13 protein-coding genes and 1 tRNA gene (1 of these 14 running past the window's edge) are annotated in these 23865 nt (G+C 58.4%); 5 read left to right on the top strand and 9 right to left on the bottom strand.

The features are described 5' to 3' along the window. Positions 1–288 (bottom strand): twin-arginine translocation signal domain-containing protein (locus tag WAW39_RS19230; protein ID WP_422320785.1); only part of this gene is annotated, 288 nt, incomplete at its 3' end. 273 nt (positions 289–561) lie between these two features. Here WAW39_RS19230 and WAW39_RS19225 point away from each other — a divergent pair. After that, positions 562–1746, top strand: coding sequence for a tyrosine-type recombinase/integrase (locus WAW39_RS19225; RefSeq protein ID WP_422320784.1), 1185 nt, complete (start codon positions 562–564; stop codon positions 1744–1746). Positions 1747–1820: 74 nt separating this feature from the next. Here WAW39_RS19225 and WAW39_RS19220 read toward each other — a convergent pair whose 3' ends face one another. Continuing rightward, a complete protein-coding gene (locus tag WAW39_RS19220; protein WP_422320783.1) occupies positions 1821–2564 on the bottom strand; it encodes a DUF4339 domain-containing protein in 744 nt (247 codons plus the stop codon). Positions 2565–2633: 69 nt separating this feature from the next. Between WAW39_RS19220 and WAW39_RS19215 the strand changes: the two genes are divergently transcribed. Further along, entirely contained in the window at positions 2634–2870 is a 237-nt protein-coding gene (locus tag WAW39_RS19215; RefSeq protein ID WP_422320782.1) for a helix-turn-helix domain-containing protein, read from the top strand. 27 nt (positions 2871–2897) lie between these two features. On the opposite strand, the gene WAW39_RS19210 is transcribed toward WAW39_RS19215, so the two are convergent. From WAW39_RS19210 to WAW39_RS19180, 7 genes are all read right to left on the bottom strand, one after another. Next, positions 2898–3221, bottom strand: coding sequence for a hypothetical protein (locus WAW39_RS19210; protein WP_422320781.1), 324 nt, complete (start codon positions 3219–3221; stop codon positions 2898–2900). 325 nt (positions 3222–3546) lie between these two features. Continuing rightward, positions 3547–4092 carry a hypothetical protein gene (locus WAW39_RS19205; RefSeq protein ID WP_422320780.1) on the bottom strand — a complete coding sequence of 182 codons (546 nt, stop codon included), beginning with the start codon at positions 4090–4092 and terminating at the stop codon, positions 3547–3549. 222 nt (positions 4093–4314) lie between these two features. Next, the gene (locus tag WAW39_RS19200; RefSeq protein WP_422320779.1) at positions 4315–5139 is read right to left on the bottom strand and encodes a hypothetical protein; all 825 of its coding nucleotides are present in this window, start codon (positions 5137–5139) and stop codon (positions 4315–4317) included. A 105-nt stretch (positions 5140–5244) separates the two neighbouring features. Beyond that, complete coding sequence (locus WAW39_RS19195) at positions 5245–5496, bottom strand: helix-turn-helix domain-containing protein (RefSeq protein ID WP_422320778.1); 252 nt, start codon at positions 5494–5496, stop codon at positions 5245–5247. Positions 5497–5698: 202 nt separating this feature from the next. After that, positions 5699–6526, bottom strand: coding sequence for a hypothetical protein (locus WAW39_RS19190; protein WP_422320777.1), 828 nt, complete (start codon positions 6524–6526; stop codon positions 5699–5701). A gap of 102 nt (positions 6527–6628) precedes the next feature. Next, the gene (locus tag WAW39_RS19185; protein WP_422320776.1) at positions 6629–7087 is read right to left on the bottom strand and encodes a type II toxin-antitoxin system VapC family toxin; all 459 of its coding nucleotides are present in this window, start codon (positions 7085–7087) and stop codon (positions 6629–6631) included. Then, the gene (locus tag WAW39_RS19180; protein WP_422320775.1) at positions 7087–7329 is read right to left on the bottom strand and encodes a hypothetical protein; all 243 of its coding nucleotides are present in this window, start codon (positions 7327–7329) and stop codon (positions 7087–7089) included. Before WAW39_RS19180 ends, WAW39_RS19185 begins: the two co-directional genes overlap by 1 nt. A gap of 116 nt (positions 7330–7445) precedes the next feature. On the opposite strand from WAW39_RS19180, the gene WAW39_RS19175 reads away from it, so the two are divergent. The 3 genes from WAW39_RS19175 to WAW39_RS19165 form a co-directional block, all read left to right on the top strand. Continuing rightward, entirely contained in the window at positions 7446–7991 is a 546-nt protein-coding gene (locus tag WAW39_RS19175; protein ID WP_422320774.1) for an HNH endonuclease, read from the top strand. Positions 7992–8339: 348 nt separating this feature from the next. After that, a tRNA-Arg gene (locus tag WAW39_RS19170) sits at positions 8340–8411 on the top strand. Positions 8412–8798: 387 nt separating this feature from the next. Beyond that, positions 8799–23865 carry the 5' end (the start) of a beta strand repeat-containing protein gene (locus WAW39_RS19165; protein ID WP_422320773.1) on the top strand. Its footprint extends 19577 nt past the window's final position, so 15067 of the gene's 34644 nt are visible here — the first part of the coding sequence; its start codon is at positions 8799–8801; its stop codon lies beyond the right edge, outside the window.

The following is a 23865-nucleotide window of genomic DNA, read 5'->3' as shown; positions in this document are numbered from 1 at the left end:
GGCGGGGGGAGCGGGCTGGGAGGAGTCGAGGTGATGCTTTTCGCGCTTTTTGGCGGCTTCATCGAGGCGCTTGGTGTCGACATCGACCATGGCGATGATGTTGTGATTGAGGGTGACCATGCCGGTGTCTGCGAGGCCTTTGCCGTTGGCGCCGATCTGGACGAGGTTGAGGCGCTTGGAGGCGGTGTCCTGGCCGCGGAGGAGGAGATTGGGGCCGGTGAAGGCGCTGGCGGCGAGGCCGGCGGTGGTGGTGAGGAAGTGGCGGCGTGAGAGGGGGTGGGGAGTCATGGGTGGCGAGTTGGGTTTATATAAGGGAGGCGGGAAACGTGGGGGAGGGGAGGATGTTGCAGATGGTTGCAACTTGCATTCGGGAGTTGAATCCTGGCGGGAACCGGTGGAAACGTGGGGTGCGTTCGTCGTCTCCGTAGTTCAATGGATAGAACGAGGGTTTCTATCCTCCCCTGTTCGGGAAATCATTTCACTGGGGAAAAGACGAAAATGGACGCCTGAAAACAAGGGTGGACATTCTTACTTTTATTCTTACCGTTTGCGGCATCGAATATGGCCTCTGTCTGGAAACACCCCAAATCCCCCTTTTGGACGGCATGCTTCACTGATGAAACGGGCAAACAGGCGAAGCGTTCAACGAAGCTGGAAGACCGAAAGCTGGCGCTGAAAGCTGCGGAGGCGTTCGAGGAAGCCGCCAAGAAAGCCAAGGGGGCAGAACTCACCCGCGCCGCCGCTGTGAAGATGCTCAATGATCTCATGGAGCGTACGCACGGGGAAGGGCTGGACACCCGTTCCACCCGCGAGCATTTCAAAGACTACGTTGCCAGCTTGGAAGCACGCGGGACGAAAGACGGCACGCTGAAACGCTACAGCCCTATTTTCGATGGCTTTCTTGCCCATCTTGGCGAGGCACGTTCAAACGCCCGCATTGCCAGTGTGTCCGCGCAGGAGGTCGAATCCTTCCGTGATGCGGAAATGAAGGCGGGCAAGACAGCGGGCACCGCAGGCTTTGCGCTCAAAGTACTCAACGGCGTTTTCGAGGATGCGCGCCGGAAGGCGGTCATTCTCTCCAACCCAGTTCAGGCCGTGAAGCCACTCGCCAGCGCTACCAGCGAGGAACGCCGCCCGTTCACAGATGCGCAGGTGAAAGCCTTGCTCTCCGTGGCAGACACCGAATGGCAGGGCATGATCCTTTTTGCCTATCACACTGGTATTCGTTTGAACGATGCCGCGAATCTTTCGCGCCAGAACATCGAAGGCGGGAAGCTGCTTCGATTCCGCGAGGCAAAGACGGCGCACCGGAAGCAGCGCGCCACTGAACGCGAAACCGTTGTCGTGATGGCTTCCGATCTGCGGGATTATCTCAAAAGCCTGACCATCCCCATGAAAAAGGACGCCCCGCTTTTTCCGTCGCTCTATGGAAAAAAATCCGGCAGCGCTGGCGGGTTGTCGAATGCGTTTGCCCGGCTGCTGGACAAGGCAGGCATTGACCGCGAGCTAGGCGAGGCCCGGAAGGGCAAGGGCCGCCGTTTCAGCGCCCTGAGCTTCCATTCCTTGCGGCACACGATGATTTCACGGCTGGCGAACTCCGACGCGCCAGAAGCCGTCACGAAGGCCATGAGCGGGCATTCCACCGATGAAGCGCACCGCCGCTATGTGCATTTGGATACGAGCGCACAGGCGCGAGTCGTAGCCAAGGCACCGCGAATTTGGAAGCAGGCCAGCGCGGCAGCGTAAGCAGAACGTTGGTTTTGTTGGCCCGGCGCTCGCTAAAAGGGCTCATCGAAGCAGAAAACGAATGTCGAAGGATTCTACTTAACCGCCTCTAAGCTCGTCCAGAATTCGGCCACGTCCCCTGTTCTTCTGACCTTCACAAGGCCAGAAAAGAGCGCCGTATCCATGATAAGCACTTTTTCGTGGTCTTTGAAAAAGGTCGTGTCGCCAGTCTGCAAGCCTGCGAGCATCAACTTTTTGTATGCGGCTGAATCTCCTTGAACGGAGTATTGCACCAACTTCTCGAAAAGCTCTTTTGATGAGGCTCCATACCAGTTTTGTCCTTCGATGGTTTTACCCAGCCGGTCCCGATTGCCAGTGCTGCCGCCGTTGCTTGAAGGCAGAGTGCGCGCCTGCTCGCTCTTCTCAGGGATGCTCAAGGCGGGCGGGCGTTTTTTAGGCGAGTCGGATTGTTGAGAGGATGCAACGGTGTTTTGTTGTGAACTGGTAGGAACAGAAATAGAGGTATCCTTCGGTTTTGTGGTATTCCCGATGTAGATCAAAAAGGCCACTCCTAGAATGAGGCATCCACAGCCTTTTTTGTCATTATCACCCGCCTTTTTGGCTCCTTTTTTTTGTGCTGATTGAGCGGGGGCCGTTGCTTGCGGTTGGTCTAGTTCGCTTTGCAGAAGTGCCACAGGTCGCCAGATGCTTTCCTTTTCATACCGAAATGAGGTTCGCACCGTGATTTCGGCACGGCCCCACAAGGAGCGCATCTGTGCAAAGCTCAGCGGCCCCAGCTCGGTTCCATCCTTCTGAATATAATAGAGTTTTTCAGGCATAGCCCGTACTCTAGAGGGGTGGCATTATGATGCCAAGGTGTTTTCGATCTAGCACAGCTTGTATTGCTGATGGCGCGTCCATCTCAACTTGATCCCCGCGAACGGAAACTCGTTCTTCTCCTGAAGCGTGAACGCATGCGCAAAGGCATATCAGCGAACAAACTGGCGGCGCAAATCGGTTTGGCGAGAACCACGATCACGCACCTTGAGAGCGACGATGCATGCCCTACTTTTTGGGTGCTGCTCAAGATTGCGGATGGGTTAGGCGTGAACTTTCCAGAACTTGTTTCAGAGGCGTTCGGTTGAGATGGTTTCTGGTTTGTTTCTCATGGCTTAGTAAGTGCTGAAACGGGCGGCGGTGTTCATGCACTGGAGGTACGCGAAGCCCTGCCGCTTATAGGCCGGATTTGCGGCCTCGCTGGCGGCGATATGTGAATCGAAGGCCACGCGCTGGCGCTGGCAGACGGCCACGAATTCGGGGTACGTGATGCGCCCGGCGTTGTAGTCCTTTTCAGCGCGGTACATCGCTTTGGTGGCTTGGCCCGATTCGCGGGCGGCGGCACGGCGTGCCTTTTCAAGGCGGGCCGATTCTGCGAGTTCTGCGCAGGATGGGAGAAAGGCCACCACGAGGGCGGCAAGCAGTAGGCGGGTTTTCATGGTGCTGGGGGCGGGTGGTGGCGTGGATGTCTTGACGGGTTTTTTTCAGCGGGTGCCAGCGTGCTCATTGCACAACCATCAATCACCCCACTTTTTGACGGATTCAGCGCCGCACGTGGTGCCTGTGGCTGCTCCAAATTGGCAGGCTGGTTGACGGCTAGGCCGAATTTGGCCTCGCCTTCAAAAGGGGCGATTTCATTCGCTTTATTCGGGTAATTCTGCCCGAACAGACGGTGAGGCCGAATTCGGCCTGACCACGAAAACCTCGCTCCATCGTCTCAGACAAGGACTCATGACGCATTCACACATCTCATCAGCGAGGGGGCTAGAGTCCTGCGCCATTTGCCTTTCCGGCTTCAATTACCAACCGCTCTTTCTCGGCAAGAGCCGCAAGCTCTATGTCGGTATATCGGATTTCAATTGTTACATCGCTGAAACCAGTAACCTTTGTTAGTATTTGTCGCGGGCCTTGGGAGATTTGTTTCCTGTCGTAGAGCGCGTCAGTGATTCCTTCCTTTTCAGAGCTGCCATATTTTTGCGTGAGCAATTCCATCAGAACGGCTTGCTCCTGTTTGCCGGTTGCCGCGTTCGCTGTGGAGCCTATGCCCCAGATGGAATAAATTTGATTCGAGGTTGGAGAAATTAGAACGTAATATGTTTTGAGCGAGCGAAACGGCTTTTCCGGTTTGAACTGATACATCACGGTACCATCCGTGAGTTCGCCTTTGCCTATTGCTGAACTTGGATTGAAAATTTCTCCAAGCTTTTTTCCGAACGCCCCCTCGATCTTGTCTTGAGCGAGTGCGGGTAGCTGGCAGGTGATTAGTGCGGCTATGACAAGGAGTTTGCAAAGCGAGCGTGTATTATTCATGGGAGGATATTTGGGGGGCGCGGTTGGCACGGATTGGATAATGTCTTATAATTTCCATAAGAGTCCAGCGGGTTTTTTTCGGCCTTCCTGCTCAAACCAGATTTGTTCCTGCGCCAATCGGGGCGAATGTCGGCTGCCTTGGCTCGACGTGCCGAGATGGCACGCGCCCCTTTTTGGTGGCCGTCCGTGTTCGGGCCATTTGGAGGTTTTTCGGTTCAAAGATTAGGCAGCGTGTTCCTCCATGCGGTGGGGAAGACCATGGATTCTCAGTGAAACAGAGCCGTTACAAATGCATGATCTCCGCCACAAGGAGCGCCCCCAGCGAGTCCAGCAAATCGGGCATGGGGAGCATTCATCTTCCCCCTCTTTTTCCGACGTTTGTGCGGATTGGTGGTATCCCCTTGTTTTCCGGGCTTGCCTGTGAATCTCCCTCTTCTTTTCCGCACTATACTGTGAGGTGTTTTTTCCCCTCTGTTTTTCCGAGGGGCGTGAATGCTGCCGGAAACCTACTTCCCAGACAGGATTGAACCGCAGCCACGGCCATGCGCCTTTGACCGTCTTTCCAAATTTTCGGGTCTTGGATAGATACGAAGCGATCTTCTCCGGCTCAATATCAGGCTTCCAAAGAAAGGCGTCTGTTGGCATTGGCTCGTCAAAGGCTTTGAGCCATCGCTTTTTCAATCGAGCTTCCCACGCACGTTGAATGTCCGCATCGTGTTCGATGCCGAGAGCAATGTGCTGATGCCTTCCCGGCCCTTCCCAGACTGAGCGTGCTGGAATTCGTTTCTCTTTGCAGAACTCGCGCATGCAGGCGTTGAAGCCTTTGAGTTGATCTAGTGTCGCCTTGACAGGGTACCAAATGGTAACGCAGGTCTTGATGAGTTGGCGGAGTGAGTCAAGGCGAGTGCGGTTTGATCGTCGTTTCTGTTCTGTCCAGCCGTGGCGGTCTTTGCGCCCTCCACCTTGGCGGAGATTGCACGAAGACGGTGGCACGATGCGCTGTTCTATCGCATCGGGGGCGGGTGCTGGATGAAGTGTGTATTCCACGCGGAGAGCGGTTGCTGCGCTTCCCTGTACCAGCCTGCATTGGAGCGCCTGCGCTGATGCTTGAGGCGATTCCTTCGCCGCTGTCTCCAAGGAGGCGGCGGGGGGTTACTGGAGGTTGGTGCTACCTTTCTCGGGATGGCTGGAAATGAAACGGTCGAGTTCCTCCCGGTCAATGAGACGGCAGCCTCCCACGCGGTACGAGCGGATGTTTCCCGCCCCCATTTCCTCATAAAGACTGCTGCGGGACAAACCGCAATAATCAGCGGCGGCATCCGGGCGAAGCCAGCGTGGTTGGAGGCGAATGGTGGAAACCGATTTTGCATCGGCTACGGCTTGGGCTTTCTCGTGTTTAATCATAACGAGACCAGTATGAAATCTGAACTTTCACGCTGGCCTGTTGAGCAGGTCACGCTACGCCGTCTGAAAAACAGACCACTTGCCACGCTGGCGCTGCCCTTTTTGGTAATTCCTCACGCTGGCTTCATTCAGGGCCACGCTGCCATGCCGCCCACGGGGTGTTTACTCACGCCACAGCCGGTTCAAGAAGTTAAATTCTATGTCAATCCAATTTCGTCCATCCGTGTTTTTTCTGGACTGCATCTCTCAGGGTTTTCATGCATTCGGACACGGCTGGCAGTTCGACATTTTCAAAATGCTTCTCAGGCACCTCTTCCGGTTCCGCTTCTCCCCACGTCTTTCCCTTTGGCCTTTTCCTCCGCATCGTTTTGCAATCGTTCAAGATTCCCAAGATCACCTCATCACTGAGAGAATTATTCAACCCGCTGACGAGTGTGCACAGGAATTCGGTCAAGCGCTCCTTCTTGATTCGTTCAGTCGTTTGGAACTCTCTGGCGGACTTTAGGCAGATGGACTTCTTTTCAGTTTCTGCCAATTCCACATATCTTTTGACGCATCGAACCATCAGAGCGCCCTCGCGGTTTTTTGTAGCATTCGTCCCGCCTTTGCTCCGGGCTGGTTTCCCGGTGATTTTTGCGGCCTCTTTCCTGTTTGCCTCTTCTTCCTCCCTCTCTTTCAGCAATTCTTGCAATGCTTTATTTCGCATCTTAACGAAGGCACCGTCTGGGAAACGTGCGCTCATCAACGGTCCGGTGATGGGATGAAGCTTGCGCTGTTCATAGGGAACCTTCCCCAGCTCCGTATCCAGCATCGAATCAACTCTAGCCATCGTGGCTTCGTCCCAATCTTCTGCCATTTCGAGGCGAATGCGCCACGCTTCATTCTTCGCATCCAGAATCAATTTCACCGCTTCACTCGCAGAGTTAGCAGGGTGCATACGACTGGCAATTGCGGCGGCATCCGGCAAAGCGAGGTAGGCGTAAAGCGCCTCTTTTGCCTGCACTATTTCTGAAAGGTTAGCGATGTCCATCGCCAGCGAGGGGGGGCAGGAGCGCCGATTTAGTTTTGATCCCGTTGCTTTTTTTCTTTGTTGTCATGTCAGAAGGTAGAGCGGCTGTGGTGGTGGGCTGACTCAAGCCATCGCTGGCAGCACGCTCAGTCCTTCCGCCGCCGCAATCTCACGCTGCAAGCCGTCAAAGCTCAGAAATACCGTGGCTTCCCATTTTAGGGCCGTGGCGATGTGAAGCAGATCAAAGGAGCGGGAGCCGCGCCGCATCGTGTGCCGTTCGCTCAATCGTTCCACCTCTGCCGCTACCTCTGTCCAGTCCGCTCCGGCTTCAATGACCACACCGGATTCCAGATCGTTGTCGAATTGCGCCAGCATAGAAAACGCTTCCGTTTCCAGATAGCCTTTTTTTGCGTCACGGGAGCGCAGGAACACCTGAAAGCGCACTGCTTGGCGGAACTCGTAGGCCAGCAGAGGAGAAATCACAATCGGCCCGCCGATGGCCTCAAGCGTGGCAATGGCCTGCTCTGAATGGGTTTGCTGCCGGTAGAGCGAGCACAGAAAGGACGTGTCCGCGCAGTGCATCAGCCGTGGCAGTGTTCAAGCTCCGCCTCGCGCATCTCCTTCACTTCGGCATCACTGAAAACGCGGCTGCCCCAAGTTTTACGCAGTCGGGCGCGGAAGTCAGGGAGGGGGATGCTTTGCGGCTTGGGTGCGGTCGGGATGAAGACGCCCAGCTTTTTGCCACCCTGTACCACGAATACCACCTCGCCAGCCGAAAGGAGGCTGGCAAACGGGGTCGTTTGATCGAGTGTCAGGGTGGACATGATGGAGAGGATAATCGTTTACCCCTGCTGTGGCAAGCCCCGCCGTTCCAAGGCGGAAAAACGGTTCATCCGGGAAGTTCGTGCAGAAAAGAGGGGCGGGGTTAAGTTTGCGCAATATGACAACAAAACAGTCTGTGCGCAAGGCACCCAACAAGATGACGGCAGCGCGCGGCCTATACATGCTTCAGCGCGCGATGAAGGAGCACCTGCTCGACCGAGAGTTTCGGACCGATCATCTACGGCAGGCCGCAGAATATTTTGAGCACGTCGGAATCCGTGGCTGTATTTATTGCGGCAGCGAGCACGTGGAGCGGTGGGATCATCTCATTCCCGTTACATCTGGCGGCGCTACGCGTCTCGGAAATATGGTCCCTGCTTGCCAGCCCTGTGATGATTCAAAGGGTGGAAAAGCTTACACCGATTGGCTGTGTGGGGGCGCGGGCCGGAATCCCGCGCGAGATAACCCCACCATTCTGGACGCCGTGGTTCAGCGCGTTCAGGCGTATCAGCAGCACTTTGGCTATACGCCACCCGCAAATTTTTTGGCAGCCCTTTCGGCAGATCAGGCTTCGAAGTTCCAGCACTTTTCAGAGGTGCTCGCTGCTTTTCGGGATCAGCTCACTGCACTTGGCTTCTTTGTCGAACTTCCACCCCTGGGTTAAGTGTGATCTCGGCAATCTCCGCCGTTCCACTGGACAACGGACGGGCTTCTACAGCTTGCGGTGCCTCTTGCACCATAAGGGGATGAGTTGAGCGCTACGCTATATCGCCCGCCGCAAGCTCAAGCGTTCCAACTCTGCCGCCATGTCTCCAGTTCGCCCCGGCTTCACTGCCTCGCCGGATTCCAGATCAATCCCGAATCGCTGGCCCTCTTTGGCGCAATCTCCGCCGTTCCACTGGACAATGGACAGGCTGGTATAATAGTGGAAATGGGTGGACGTATTCTTACTTTCATTCTTACTTCGGCCTTATCCAGCGAGGTAATCAGTGTAATATACTGATAATCAGTTGTCCCCGTAGTTCAATGGATAGAACGAGGGTTTCCTAAACTCTAAATACAGGTTCGATTCCTGTCGGGGATACGCGGTAAAGGAATGAGGGAGGTGGAGGTTGGGGTGAGTGGTTGATTTACCGTAAATGCTGGTATTTTTATGGGCTTTTTGAGAAAGGGTCTCGCTTGGTTCTCATTTATTAGGAATTACGACCATCCTTTGAAAGGGTATTGTGAATAACTTAAAATGCTGAATTTCAGCGAGTTAAGTTTTTTTTGCGAAAGGATAAAAATAGCTTGGCTGGTAAGGGTTCATTGTGTTTTGATACAAAGAATACCTTTAGATGCCTCCAACCACACCCTGCGCAGAAATAAAGAATGCAGCAGCCGCACCTCTTTCGAAGAGAATGCGTGCAGCTGCGTCGCTGTATTTGTGAGGGCAGACATGAGGTTGTTTTAACTTTTTTCCTTATCCATTATGAAGACATTACGCCACCACCGCCAACTCCTTGGATGGTTCATGATTTGCCTGATGGCAACATGGCTGCCAGGACCCGTCGCACAGGGTGCCACCTATACTTGGAATCAGACTGGTGCCGGTCCCTTTACTTGGAACACTGCGGGCAACTGGACGGGCGGTGTGCCTGCCAATGTTGCAGGGGACGTCATCAACCTCACTGCGAATCTTACTGCGGCGCAAATCATCAATCTGGACATCAGCGCCCTGACCGGCACGCTGAATATTGGAGATCCAACCACCGCTTTCTTTGGCTACACCTTGCAGTCGGGCAATGGCAGCACGCTGACCTTTGACAACGGAGCCTTGGCGGCGGTGCTTTCCAAGGCAGCGGCGGCAACGGCGAATGACCTGATCGCCACGGACATCATCCTTGCCAGCACGGGCAGCGCTGATTTTAACATCACCAACGCGGTGGCCAACACGACCAGTCTGCTCACGCTTTCTGGCAACATCTCTGAAAGCGGAGGCACCAAGAACTTGGTCATCGCAGGGAACACGGCTGGCAGCAGCAATGGCGTGACCGTATTGGCTGGCACCAACAGTTTCACTGGAACCGTCAGTGTCAACAGCGGCACCCTTGTCGCTGCGGGGGCGGCTTCTCTCAACAGCGGGGCGGCTAATACCATCACGCTGGCCAGCGGCACGACCCTGTCGCTCCGCGACAACGGCTCCGGCTATGGTGATCGTCAGAGCATTGCCTTTGGCGACGACCTGAGTATTGCGGGCAGCAGCGCCATCGCCCCTGACCGCACTGGTTTGGCGGGCTTCCCGGGATCGACTGCGCTGAACAAGACGATCCAGATGAACTCCCTGTCTTGGACGGCGGCCAGCACGACGCTCACGGTGGCCCCGGGCAACGGTTATGGGCTGGAGATCACGGGTCTGACGAACATCAATCAGGCTTCAACCACGATCAGCGTCAGCACCTTGACCGGATCGAATGTGGTTCAGGGCCTGACTTTGAGTGGTCAGGTCTCGGGCAACCAGAACTGGACCAAGACGGGCACGGGCGCGATCGTTTTGACGAACGCCGCCAATGACTTCACCGGCAACATCAGCGTCACTGGCGGCATTCTTGCGTTCAGCAGCGACGCTGCCTTGGGCAACGCCGCCAATACCGTCACACTCAACGGCACCACGGCGACCTTGCGTGCCATTGGCTCCACTCCGATCAGCAGTGCTCGTTCGATGAGCTTTGCCAACGGTACGGCGGCCAACAACGTCGTCGAAGTGGTGGCAGGTCAGACGTTGACGTTGACGGGAGTGAACGCGATCACCAACGCGACGGGTTTTGTGAAGGCCGACAACGGCACCCTGGGCATCAGCGCCAGCCAGAATTTTGCGGGTACGATCACGATCAATGCCGGTGCGCTCAATATTTCCGATGTCAATGCACTGGGCACGACAGCCGGGGCCACGACGGTGGGCAATTTCATCGGTGCGGCTTTGCAGTTGAGCGGTGCTGGCATCACTTATGCATCTGAGGCGCTGACCCTGAACAACACGGGCATCAACACGGGTGGTGCGCTGCAAAACGTCTCCGGCAGCAACACTTACGCCGGAACCATCACGATGGCCTCGGCTTCGGCCATTGGTTCCGACGCTGGAACATTGACGCTCTCAGGCGGAGTGGCCGGGGCCTTTGCGCTGACGACCACTGGTGCTGGTAACATCATCATTGGCGGGACCGGACTGGCGGCTGCGGTCACGAACCTCACGAAGATCGGCACCGGGAAGACGACGATCAATGTGGCTGACGCTGCGTTTGTCGGAACGCTCACGGTCAACAAGGGCGTCCTCGAAATTTCGGGTGCGGCGGGAGCTGTCGGTGGCACCGGAGCGATTGCGATCAACCCGGGTGGCACGCTGACCATTGACAACTCGGCAGGCGTTCTTTCCAACCGCTTAGGTTCCAACAGGGCGATCACTTTCACGAGCGGGAACTTCAACTTGATCGGGGGCGGAACCACGGTCACGGAAACGCTCGCTGTTCCCACATTCTCCCGTGGTCAGAGCATCATTACGGTCACGTCCGCCGCAGGCGGGACCAACCTCGTCACGGGTCTCCCGAACAACCCATCGACAACGATCAATAACACGACGGTTCCTGCGGGTGCGACCGCCTTGTTCCGTGGCACCAATCTTGGAACGGCGGCGGGTGCCGGTGTTTCCACGATTGCAGCAACCGGTGCCGGATATACGTTTGTGGGTCAGACCGGGGCAACCGGCACGACGAACAAGAGCGTTGTTCCCTGGGCACTCGTTGATAACAGCGCCACAGGCCTCGGCGTGTCCTTCGCCACTGCGGATGCCGCAGCCGCTGCTGCGGGCACTGGCACAGCGATCCTGCGTGCGCTGAACACCAGCACGGAAATGGTGGCAACGCTGACCGTGGACACCAACGTCCGCCTGACGACGGCCCCGGCCGCCATCGACACTCGCAGGATCAACTCGCTGACACTGGAAAGCGGTGGTGGTGTGACCATGAAGTCCCTCGACCTTCTTTCGATCCAGAGCGGTGGTATCCTCACCAAGGCGGGCAATGCAGGCATCAGCGGCGGTGTCCTCTCCTATGCTGCGGGCGGTGCTCCTCTCATCATCCACACCGTCGGCCTGGCCACGGACAACACCACCATCACCAGCCTGCTCCAGGGCGGCAACGGCCAGGGCAACGGCAACATCGCCTTTATCAAAGCGGGCGACGGCATCCTGACACTTGCGCCGACGGCCAGTGCGATCACGGGCGTGGCGGGCAACGTCGCCGGTGGCCAGACCGTCATCAACCAGGGCACGCTGAAGATGGCTGGCGGTAACAATACGATCTACTTCAACAACTTCCTGAACATCAACTTCGGGGGGACGCTCGACCTGAACGGCACGGCCCAGACATCGCGTCTGTTTGACGTGGGCGCGGTGGTCAATGGTGGCGGGACCATCACGGGCGTCGCAGGATCGACGTTTGTCGAGAACTTGGATGCTGCCAGAAACTTTTCCGGCAACATCACCGGCGCTGTCGCCTTCCAGAAGACCGGCGCAAACGTGGCGCTTTCGCTGTTTTCCGACAGCAACACCACTGGTGACATCCTTATCGCGGCCGGCACCACGACAATGCGTGATGGTGCCCGCTTCTCCGGCACCAGCAACCTCGACATCAATTATGCCATTCTTCAGTTGGACAACAACGTCGGAACCATCAATGACAACGATCGTATCAACAACGCAGCCGCGATTAACCTGCGTGGCGGTACGCTGAACTACGTTGGACGTGCGCAGATGGCATCCACCGAAACCCTCGGAGATGTGACACTTGTCCAAGGTGCTTCTGCCATCACCGTGCAGCATGGCAACGTCGGGGTCAGTTCATCCGTTCTCACCCTGAACAACCTTTTCCGCCCCGCCAACTCGGGTGCGACCGTCAATTTCAGCACTTTCATCGCGGCGTCTGTTGGAACCCTTGGTACCATCGGCAGTAATCCGACCATTCTGATCAACAGCGCTCCCACATTGACGGGCGGCGGCATTGGTGCCTGGGCGATTACCAATCATGGCGAATACGCGAGCTACATCCCTGATCTTGGCATCGGGGCGATGGGGCAGGCCGGTTATCAGCCCTACGCGGCGGCCCTTGCCAGTGGTAACAACCTGCCGACCAACATATCTACGAACAGCGCCAGCGTCGCCCTTGCCGCAGACACGACCATCGGCAGTCTGCGCTCTTCTGGAACGGCGACGGTCAATTACACATTCACCAACGGTACGACCACTGGTGGTCCCGATTACCTCAATCTTGGCTTGGGCGGCATCCTAAAAACCAACGAAAACGGCGCGATCGTTTTCGGCACCACCACCAACCGCGGTATCCTGACTGCCGGAGCCAGCGCACTTTCAGGCAACACCGAACTTATCACCTACAACAATCAAAACACGATCACGATCAATTCGGTCATCGTGGATACCTTTGATGCCCGTGCCATGAATGCGGGCACGGCCACGGTTTCATTGGTCAAGTCTGGCGCCGGGACCCTCAGCCTGACTGCGGCAAACACTTACAGCGGCGGCACGATTGTCGATCAGAGCAATCTTCGCCTCGACGGCGCTGCCGGCGTGATCACGATCCCTTACTCCACCAATGGCGTCATCATCAACGGGGGTGTCAACGGCACGGATGCCCGGATCACTGTCGATGTGAATGGCGGGCAGATTGACCCGAACAATGTCGTCACCATCAACGGCCCCGGCTTTCTCCTGCTCGCGGGGAACAACACGCTGGCGGGCTTCAACATCAACAACAACGGCGGCAATCAGGGCGCGCTCATCAGTTCCTACCAAGGTGACGTGGTGGCGGGTGGGGCTGACTTCGGCGGAACGCTGTTCTTGAACGGGAATGTCAACGTCACCTCCAGCAATCCCGGGGCGATTGCACAGATCGTAGGCCGTGTGGATCTGGGCGCCAGCAACCGCACCTTCAACGTCGCTTCCACCCTATGGAATGGTCAGGATGTCTCCGCCCTCCTGCCGGCGCTGAACATCCAGGCGGCTATGCTCGGCACAGCAGGCCTCACCAAGTCTGGCGCGGGAGTCCTCGGCCTCCAGGCGCAGAACCTCTACACCGGCAACACCACTGTCAGTGCTGGCACCATCGCCATCACCGCCAACCCGTCGGGTGCGTTTGCTGGAGCCCGCTATTCGCGTCTCGACCTCGCCAGTGCCACTTCTTATCTCAATCTCAACGGAGCCAGCGCGCTTTTCGGTTCCATCACCGGCAGCGGCACGGTGACCAACGCGGCGAGCACGGCCGGGGCTTTGCTGGTCGGTTATGACAATACCAACTCTGCGTTCGCCGGTTCCTTTGCCGCCTTCAGTGCGGCAGCGCCAAATACGCTGAACGTGATCAAGATGGGCACCGGGAATCTGACTCTCACCGGCACCAGCACCTCGACCGGCATTTTGGTGGCCGGGCAGGGCACCCTGACCTACAGCGGCGCGGCCAACAGCCTCTTTGCCACGAACAATGTTCTGGATGGCGGCACGCTGGTGCTGGACAACTCCGGCACCAACGTCAACAGCCGCCTCGGCGGCCAGGTGGACACGGCGACGGACAGCGTCGGCCTCACTCTGAACGGCGGAACGCTGACCCTCATCGGCAACAGCGCGGCGAGCACTACCGAGTCGCTGGGCCGGCTGATCTCAGGGACGTCAGGTGCGGCGACGTCTGCATCGACTACTCTGACGGTTGCGAATGTGGACAATCTTGTTGTGGGCATGGGTATTTCGGGCACCGGCATTGCTGCCAACACGACCATTACGGCGATCAACCAAGCCACCAATACGCTCACCTTGAGTGTGGCCGCCACGGTTCCGCTTAACTCGGCCCTGACGATCCAGGGCGGCCTGGTGACCATGGCCTCGGGTGCCAGCACCATCAATCTGACACCGACCAGCACCCAGGGAACGGTCCTGAATGGTGGTGTTCTTGGTGCTGTCACCACGGGCAGTTCACTTTTGCTGCGTGGTACGAATCTTGGTGGCACTGCAGGTGCAGGCGTGGCCAACTTCACATTTACTGGCACAGCTCCGGTCCAAATCGGTGGCGCTGGTGCGGTTGGATCGACAACGATGTCGATCCGTCCTGATATTATCGTGGACACGTCTTTGACTGGCACTGGCACCTCTTTCGCTACGTATGTCGGTGCAGGGGGAGCGGCGGGTGCCGTCGGTGGCAATGGATTCCGCGCACTTACCGCAGCGGAACTCGCACCCTTCCTAAGCTCGGGTGCCACCACCAACGTGGCCATGGGCTACCAGAACGGTGGTGCGTTCATCACCGGGACGACAATCAACAGCCTGACGCTCAATCAATACGGCGGCACACAGGCCGCAGGACCTATTTCGCAAAACACGGCTCTCACCATCACCAGCGGCGGCATCATTGCCCAGGCGGGCAATCGGGGAATCTCCGGGGGGCTCGTGGCCTTTGGATCTGCTCCAGGGTTCATCTATGCCAACGGCGACACCACTTTCTCAGCTGGCATCACCGGCAGTGGTGGTCTGGCCAAGGGGGGGCTCGGCACGTTGAACCTCAACCGTCCTCAATTCTACACCGGTACGACCACGGTCAACAATGGCACCTTGAGCTTGAACGGAGGAGCCAACACGCTTTTCGTGAATGCCATTGGCGGCCCGAACAGCCTGCAGGTGAATTCCGGCACGGTTGAACTGAACGGCAACAATCAGGCGGTGAATACTCTCGGCAGCGCCAGCAATCTCGCGGGCATGGGTGGCACGATCAATAACAGCAGCGGCACCACCGCACTCTTCACGATTGCCGGCGGCACCACGACTGCCGCCAATGGCGCGGGCTTCAGCGGCTCGATCAATGGCAATATCAACCTGGTGAAGTCCGGCAACAACACGGCCATCTTCACCAATGCCAACAGCTTCACCGGCACCACCAGCCTGCGCGGTGGCACCACGACCTTGATCGACAGCGGCACCTTTGAGAATACCACGGCCGTGGAAGTTCTGACCGGAAGCACTTTCAACCTGGACAATCGCGGATTGGTGGGTCTGACCCGCCTCGGTGTGGTTCCTGTCACGCTCCAGGCGGCCAGCTTCCAATACTTCAGTGGCAACGGTTTGGACTCCGTGCAGAATCTCGGTGCCCTGACGGTGAACTCAGGCATGTCGTTTGTGGGGTCAACCGTCGGTTCTGGCGGTTCAGCGCTGCTGACTTTCACCAGCCTTACGCGCAATCAGAATTCGGTGCTGAATTTCAGCGGCAGCAACCTTGGCATCTCCCTCAATGCAGGCAATTCGGAGATCAAATTTGGCACCGCCCCGACGCTCACGAACAATATCATTGGCGGCTGGGCCATCGTGGGTGGCACCGAGTTTGCCAGTTATCTGGCAGGCACCGGTGTGGGTGCGCTGAACCAGACCGGCTACGCTGGTTACACGGGAACTGCCTTCCCTGCGGCACCGGGAGGCGCCACACAGAACATCAGGCTGGCAAACAACAGCTTCAGCGTTCCGACCACCAATGGGGTCTACTCACTGAACTCGTTGAACTTCCTCACCAATACCGCCGCTCAAAGCATCAACTTCACGACGGGCACGGATACATTGAACCTGACGTCCGGCGGCTTTTTGAAGTCGGGTGCGTTCGACGGAAACATCGGTGCCACGGTGAATTCCGGCCGTCTTAGCGCGGGTGTGGGTGCCGGGGTGAAGGAACTCTTCCTGACCAACAACCAAAACGCTCTCACCGTAAACTCGACCATTGTGGACAACGCTGGTGGAGGAAACACCCGCCTCGTGCTCAGCGGCCCCAGCGGTGGCACCTTTGTGCTGGCCGGTACGAACACCCACACAGGAGGCACCGTCATCAACACCACGACCACGCTCTCCGGCACGAACGGGACGGTGGTTCTCCCAGCCGCAGGCGGGATTTTGATCAACAACGCCACGCTATCCTACAATGTCGGACAGAGCGGCAAAATTGGCACGGGTGCCAACATCACGATCAATGGCAGTGGTACATTAAACCTGTGGGGCAACAGCAGCCTTAACAACTTCATCTTTGATTCCACCAGTGCCAACGGTGCTGCCACCGTCCGCACGGCAAGCGTCACCGGGGGCAACTCCACCACGGTTGCCGGCAGCACCACGCTGACCGTGAGCAGTTCCGATGGTCTCGTGGTTGGCATGCCTGTGACCGGCACCAACATTCCAGCGGGCACCACCATCGCCGCCATCCCCAACTCGACCACGGTGACTCTGTCCCAGGCCGCCACCGGGGCCGCCACCAACACTGCGGTGACCTTTGGCAGCACATTGACGCTGACCGGCGATATCACTTCAGCCGTCGGGCAATCAAACGGCGCACCGACATTCAGCGTCAGTACGAGCGGTCTGATGAACATCGGCAGCAGCAACCACAACATTACGGCAACCAGCACGGCCAATTCCACACTCGCTTTGATTCTGCCGACCATGATCGGAACGACAGGCGGCATCACCAAGCTGGGCAATGGCGGAGTCCGTCTTGATGGCGTCAACTACTACACGGGTGACACAACCCTGAGCGCTGGCACGATCTTCATCGGTGCAACCAATGCGATCCCCTATGCTTCGACTTTCAACATAGACGGCACCAGCCGCCTGGATCTAAACAACTTCGATCAAATTTTGAGCCAGCTTTCCGGTGCAGGGGACATTACCAACAACTCTGGCACGGCCCGCACACTGACCTTCGGCTTGAACAACGCCGGCACCAGTTTCAACGGCCGTTTCCTGGGCTACAATGACAGCGTTCTTACGACCCTCAACGTCACCAAGATCGGCGCCGGTTCGTTCGCTCTCACAGGCGGTGACAGCACCTCCACCGGAAACTTTACCATCAATGGTGGTGCGGCCATCTACTCTGGCACCGCCAGTTCGGTCTTCACCACCAACGTGGTCAACCAGAGCGGCATGCTCATCCTCGACAACAGCGCGACCAACGAGAACAACCGTCTCGGTGGCCTGTTGAAGGGCCTGACGATCGCCGGTGGCGAGTTCATGGTGATCGGCAACGCGGCAGGCACGAGCGAATCGCTGAATGCGCTGACGATTGGATCGGGTGCCGGCCTTCTTACACTGATCCCGGGTTCTGGCTCCACCACGGTTAATTTTGCCTCCATCCCGGCCCTGACTACGAGCGGTACCGTGCTTGTCATCCGAGGGGACAATCTCGGATCGGCTCCCGGAGCAGGTGTGGCGAATGTGTTCGTCTCGGGAACCGTGGTATCCAGCGGCGGTGGGGCTATCCCAGGTCTCGCCAACCGCAGCATTCGTTCTGATACGCTAGCCGATACATCGGCCACAGGCACGGGCGCCTCCTTTGCCACTTACACACCCGGATTTGGTTTCCAAGTGCTTGCCGCCAACGAGTCGATTTCCAACATCAACTCGATCTTTGTCACCAACGCGAACCTAACCCTTACCGGCGGACAGGAGTTCACCACGAACTCCATCAACGTTCTTACGCTTGAGAGCGGTGGTGGTGCCACTGGCTATAACACTGGCAGCATCCTGACGCTGGGCGGCATCGCTCTTCTGGCCAAAACAGGGAACACCGGCCTCAGCGGCGGACAGATCTCCAGTGGTGGATCCCACTTCTGGGCGCATACGCCAGGCGATCTGACGGTTAACAGCTACCTCATCAACACGGCCAACGGATTCACCAAGGCGGGCGCGGGCACGCTCACCATGAATCTTTCGATGTTCACCATCGGCACGCACATTGTGGATCAGGGTATGATGATCCTCAATGGTTCGGCTGATAACACCATCGTGGTCAATCAGACCGCTGCTGCGGTGGGAACGCAGGCTCTGACGGTGAATGGTGGCACCCTCGACTTGAACGGTCGCAATCAGGCGGTAGGAACTCTCGCCAGCGCCAACATCCTCCCCGGCACCGGAGGCACAATCACCAGCGCCAGCACAGCCACGCTGACCTCCACCGGTGGTGGCAACTTTGGCGGCGTCATTGGGGGCAGCCTTGCCTTCACTCGTTCCGGGAACAACACGACACTGCTCACCACGGCGCAGACATACACCGGAGCCACCAACGTTCGTGGCGGCACGCTGCAACTGCGCGACAGCGCCACGCTTGCCAGCACCGCTGGATTGAACCTTGAATTTGGCGCCCTGAATCTGGACAACTCCAATCTTGCGAACCTTGGAGGACGCGTTGATTTGGGGAATGCCGTGAGCACCCGAGGCGGCACCATCACCCTGACGGGTGTGCAAGGCCAGACGGTCGCGGAAGCCCTCGGCACCGTCACTGTCCAGGCGGGGCAGACCACCATCACCGCCACTCCGGGCAATACCGGCACAGCTTTGCTCACCATCGGCAATCTCGTCCGCAGCGCCGGATCAGGCGTCAACTTCACCAGCAGCAATCTCAACCTTGGCCAGCGTGCCTCCGCCGGCGTCATTGCCATTGGATCCGGCGGAATCGAATTGACGCAGATCAATGGTGGGGCTCCCGCTCTCGTCAACGGCATCCTCGGTGGCTGGGCCACGGTGAACGGAACCGATTTCGCGAGTTATGTCACACCAGGTGCGACTCAGGGTGGTGTCGGAGCAGTTGGCACGACCGGTTACGGTGCCTATGTGACCACTGCACTGAGCACGGCCTCAATTGCAGGGGCAAGCAACGTGACCGTCGCTGCCAATGTGACGGCCCTTGCGCAGACGATCAACTCCCTCCGCGTCAGCGCAGCAGCGACCATCACCCAAACCGCTGCGACAACCATCAGCCTCACCTCGGGTGGATTGCTCTTCGGTGCGGCCACGACGCTGACAGGGGGCATTCTCACGACCAGCGGCACCGAACTCTTTGTCTATACGAACGCGGCCTCGACGATCAGCAGCCAGATCACAGGGGGCTCAGTCGCCCTCGTCAAGAATGGTGGGTCGACGCTGACATTGGCCGCGACGGTGGCCAACACTTACGGCGGCGGAACCATCGTCAACCAGGGGACGCTGACCCTGGGGGGGGCTGCATCCGTTGCGCAGATTCCTGGCAACCTGACCATCAACAATGCAACGGTGACCATGGCGACGAATGCAGGCCAGATCGCCAGCGCTGGTAACATTGTCATCAATGGCGGTGGTGTGCTGACCTACGTGGGCGCCAACACCCTCAGCGGCACCATCACCTTCAACAACACCGGTGGTACTGCAGCGCCGACCATCACGACCGGCGGCACCCTTACGCTGAACAACAACATCACTTCGGTGAACGACAGCTTCAGCTTCACGCCGACCATCGCCGGGGTCGTGGACTTCAATGGCGGCACCCGCACCGTGGACGCGTCTGGTCTCTCGCTGAACAACTTGAACATCTCCGCTCAGATTCTGAACGGGACTCTGACCAAGACCGGTGCGGGCGCGCTCTCTCTGAGCAACGCCACCAGCACCTTCGCAGGTGGTGTGAACCTCAACGTTGGTTCCATCATCATCGGTGCCAATGACACGCTTGCCTCAGGACTCAAGACCGGTGGTCCGCTCGGTCTTGGCACGCTCTCGGTTGCCGCCGGCCTCAAGCTTACCGGTGTCAGTACCACGATCTACAATGCGATCTCGCTCGCGGGCAACAACCTGATCATCAGCGGTGTTTCCTCGAACAATCTCGCCCTCAACGGCGCGATCACTTTCGGCGCTGGAACGCCGACGATCACCGTGGAAAGCCCTGCGGTCGTTGCCACACTCGGCAACAAATACACGGGAGCCTTCACCTTCATCAAGGAAGGAGCCGGCATTCTGTCGCTGAGCAATGTTGCGAACGACTACACGGGCATCACCCAGGTCAACAACGGCACCCTGCGTTCCGGTGCGACCAACGGCTTGTCCCGATTCTCGAACATCAACCTCGCCACGGGCGGCACGCTGGACATCAACAACACCAATGTGGTTACCGGTTCCATCACCGGCACGGGCTTGGTGACCAACAACGCTGCTGCTTCCACCCTGGCGACCGGTTTCGACAACAGCAACTTCATTTTCTCAGGTCGCTTCGGCTCCGCCAACCAGACCAGCACGAACTTCAACCTGAACAAGATAGGCACAGGCACCATGACCATCGACAGCGCCGCTGGCACTGGCACGATGGGCATCGGTACTTTCACCACCTCCCAAGGCACTTCGGTGCTGAGCGGCGCAGCCGGCAGCACGAAGTTCACAACCTACACCGTTCTTGAGGGTGGGACGCTGATCCTTGACAACAGCGGCACTAATCTGAACAACCGCCTTGGCGGCACCGACTTCGCTGTCGGCGCGGGCTTGGTGCGCAACATCACCCTGCAGGGTGGTGAGTTCAAGATCATCGGCAACGCCGGTGCGGCGACGGTGGAAACGATCAACCTCGGCACCGTGGGCGCCATCAACGTCGTTTCCGGTGGGTCCATCCTGACCTTGGATGCCAATGCGGCCCAGTCCTTGACCTTGAATGCGGGCAACTTCGCCTCACTTTCCGGTGGTGGTTCCTTGCTCGTGCGCGGGGACAACCTGGGCAGCGCTCCAGGTGCTGGCGTGGCCAATTTGTTTGCCCCTAACATGGGCAACGGCTTCATCGGGGGTGGGGGCGGCAACGGATCGAACACCATCAGCATCCGCGTGGACACCATTGCCGACGCCAGCGCGACTGGCAATGGAACCGCCTTTGCCACGTATTCCGCCATCGGTGGTGTGCGTCCGCTCGCGGCCAGCGAACTCGCTCCAGGCCTCTTCCGCGTTTTTGCCACCAACTCCAACGTCGCGGTTAACAGCACCCAGCTCTTCGGCTCGGTGACCATGAACAGTTTGACGATCAAGGGTCCCACCGCCCTGAACGCGATCCGCGATCAAGCCATCCTTAACCTCGGCAGTGGCGGCATCCTTGTCCTCAACGCCAGCGGCACCGACTTCACGGGCGGCCTCATCCAGTCCGGTGGCAATCAGCTCATCATTCATCAGCTCGACACTGGCAATACTCTCGACTTCAACGCCCAGGTGCTGGGCAGCAACGGTTTCATCAAGGCCGGGGCGGGTGCGATGAGCATCAACAAGCAGCAGTTCTTCACCAACAACAGCCAGACCACGATCAATGACGGCCTGCTCACCCTGAACAGCGGGGTGGACAACACCCTGACGGTGATCGCGACGAACACGACGCCGACTCTCCAGTCCGTGCGTGTCAGTGGAGGCACGCTGGATTTGTTCGGCAAGAACCAGGCCATCGGCACTTTGGACACCACCACTTCTCTTGCGGGCACCGGTGGCATCGTGACGAACTCCAGCCTCACGGCTGCCACTCTCACGGCGAGCCCTGGAGGCACTTTTGCAGGCACCATCACAGGCAATTTGGCCTTCACCCGGTCTGGCAATTCCACCACCACGCTCACCAGCGACAACACCTACTTCGGAGCGACCATCATCCGCGGGGGTGGGCTAACCCTGCGTGATCAGGGACGGTTGAGCGGCTCCTCATCTGTGACCAACTTGTTCGGCACCCTGACGCTGGACGACACCGGCCTCTACACCTCCAACCTTCTTACGGGTAACCGAGTGGTCAATGGCATCACCCTCCAAGGCGGCACGCTGACCTACGCGGGTGCGCAGAGCGCCGCCACCGTCGGTACTGTCACTCTTCAGGGCGGAGCCAATTCGGGTGGCTTCAATGTCATCAATGCGACCAACGCTTCTCCTGTGGGCAATGCCCAGCTCACGATCACCAACCTCGTGCGCGGCACGGCTGGCAGCACGGTCAACTTCACCGGTGCAAATCTGGGCCAGCCCCTGGCTGCCGGCATCGCGACCTCCTCGATCTTCCTGACCAACATCAATGGCAGCGCTCCAGCGCTGACCCAAAACCTCATCGGCGGCTGGGCCATCACGGGTGGCACGGAATTCGCCAGTTATGTTGGTGCCACCGGTGTGGGTGCCTTGAACCAGACTGGGTATGCGGGGTATACCGGCACGACGCTGCCGGGAGCCTCCACCGCCACGGGCAACTACCGCCTCACTGCCGCAGGTGCAGTGCCGGTCGTCGCAGGTTACACTATCAATTCCCTGAACTTGGTGGGGATTGGACTGACCTTCACGTCCGACTTGACGACGAATGGGCTGACTCTTGTCAGTGGTGGCCTGCTGCACAGCGGTGCCAGCGCGTCGATCGGCGCGACTGGGGCCGGTGCGCGCGGTGCCTTGAGCGCCACGGGAGAGCTCTTCATCACCAACACCGCCAACACGCTCACGATCAACTCCCAAATCTTTGGTGGATCCACCGCGCTGGTGATTTCGGGCGGTGCTACGGTCACGCTGGCCCCGCAGGTGGCCAACACGTATGGCGGCGGCACGGTCATCAACGGCACCACGGTCAATACCGCCGGCGCGGCCGCCGTGACGGTAATTCCTTCCGCAGGCGGACTCACGATCAACAACTCGGCAGTCACGATCAGCGCTGCTGGTCAGATCGCCAACGCCACCAACATCAACCTCAACGGGGGCTCCTCGCTGACCTACACTGGTGCCAACACCATGGCCGGCACGCTGACCTTCAACAACATTGGCGGGGCGGCGACACCGACCGTCACCACTGGCGGCCTGCTGTCCCTCGGCGGCAACATCATCTCGAACAACGACAGCTTCAGCTTCACGCCGACCATTGCCGGCACCGTCGATCTGAACAGCGGCACCCGCACCATCACGACGGGCGGTCTGTCCCCGAACAGCTTGATCGTCAACGCCATCGTTTCCGGAACAGGTTCTTCCAACGTCCTGAATCTGGCCGGCACGGGCAGCGTGGTCCTCGCGGGGGCCAACACCTTTGGCGTCGCGGGCTCGACATCCACGACGCTCTCCTCCGGTTCCTTGATCTTCGGTGCTGACAGCACGCCGAACACCGTGGGTTCCACCATCACGGCCAGTCCGGTCGGTCTGGGCAATCTGGTCATCACCGACGGGGCCAAGATCCTCGCCGGTGGAGCTGCGCGCACCATCGCCAACAACATCACCGTCAACACCCAGCTCATCTTTGGTGTTTCGGCTCAGAATCTGACCTTGAACGGCACCATCACCTTTGGCACGGCGAACCCGACCATCACGGTGGAGAACAACTTCGCTGGCAATGGTGGCATCGCCATGACCCTGGGTGCACCCTTCGCAGCGGGAGGCGGATTCAACACCTTCACCAAATCTGGTCCTGGCCAACTGGTCATCAGCGCCACCAGCAATCCGACCCTCACCGCGCCGATCACCATCAATGATGGCTGGCTCGCGACCACCACGCAGTATGGCCTGGGAGGTTCCACCTACACCGCAGGCCCCGCTCTCAACTTCAATGGCGGCTCCTACCTCAATGGTGCCACGAACGTCTTCGTCCAGAATGCCGTCAACTTCAGCGCCAACGGCATCCTGCACGCTTCGGTTGGCAATACTGCCATTGGGGCTGTGACGATGGCGGCAGGCAGCACCGCCCTCGCAATTCAGGGTGGCAACA

Source organism: Prosthecobacter sp. (assembly GCF_049294395.1).
Classification (GTDB): domain Bacteria; phylum Verrucomicrobiota; class Verrucomicrobiia; order Verrucomicrobiales; family Verrucomicrobiaceae; genus Prosthecobacter.
The sequence above is the reverse complement of the archived record's forward strand: the minus strand, read 5'-3'. Positions and strand labels throughout refer to the sequence as shown.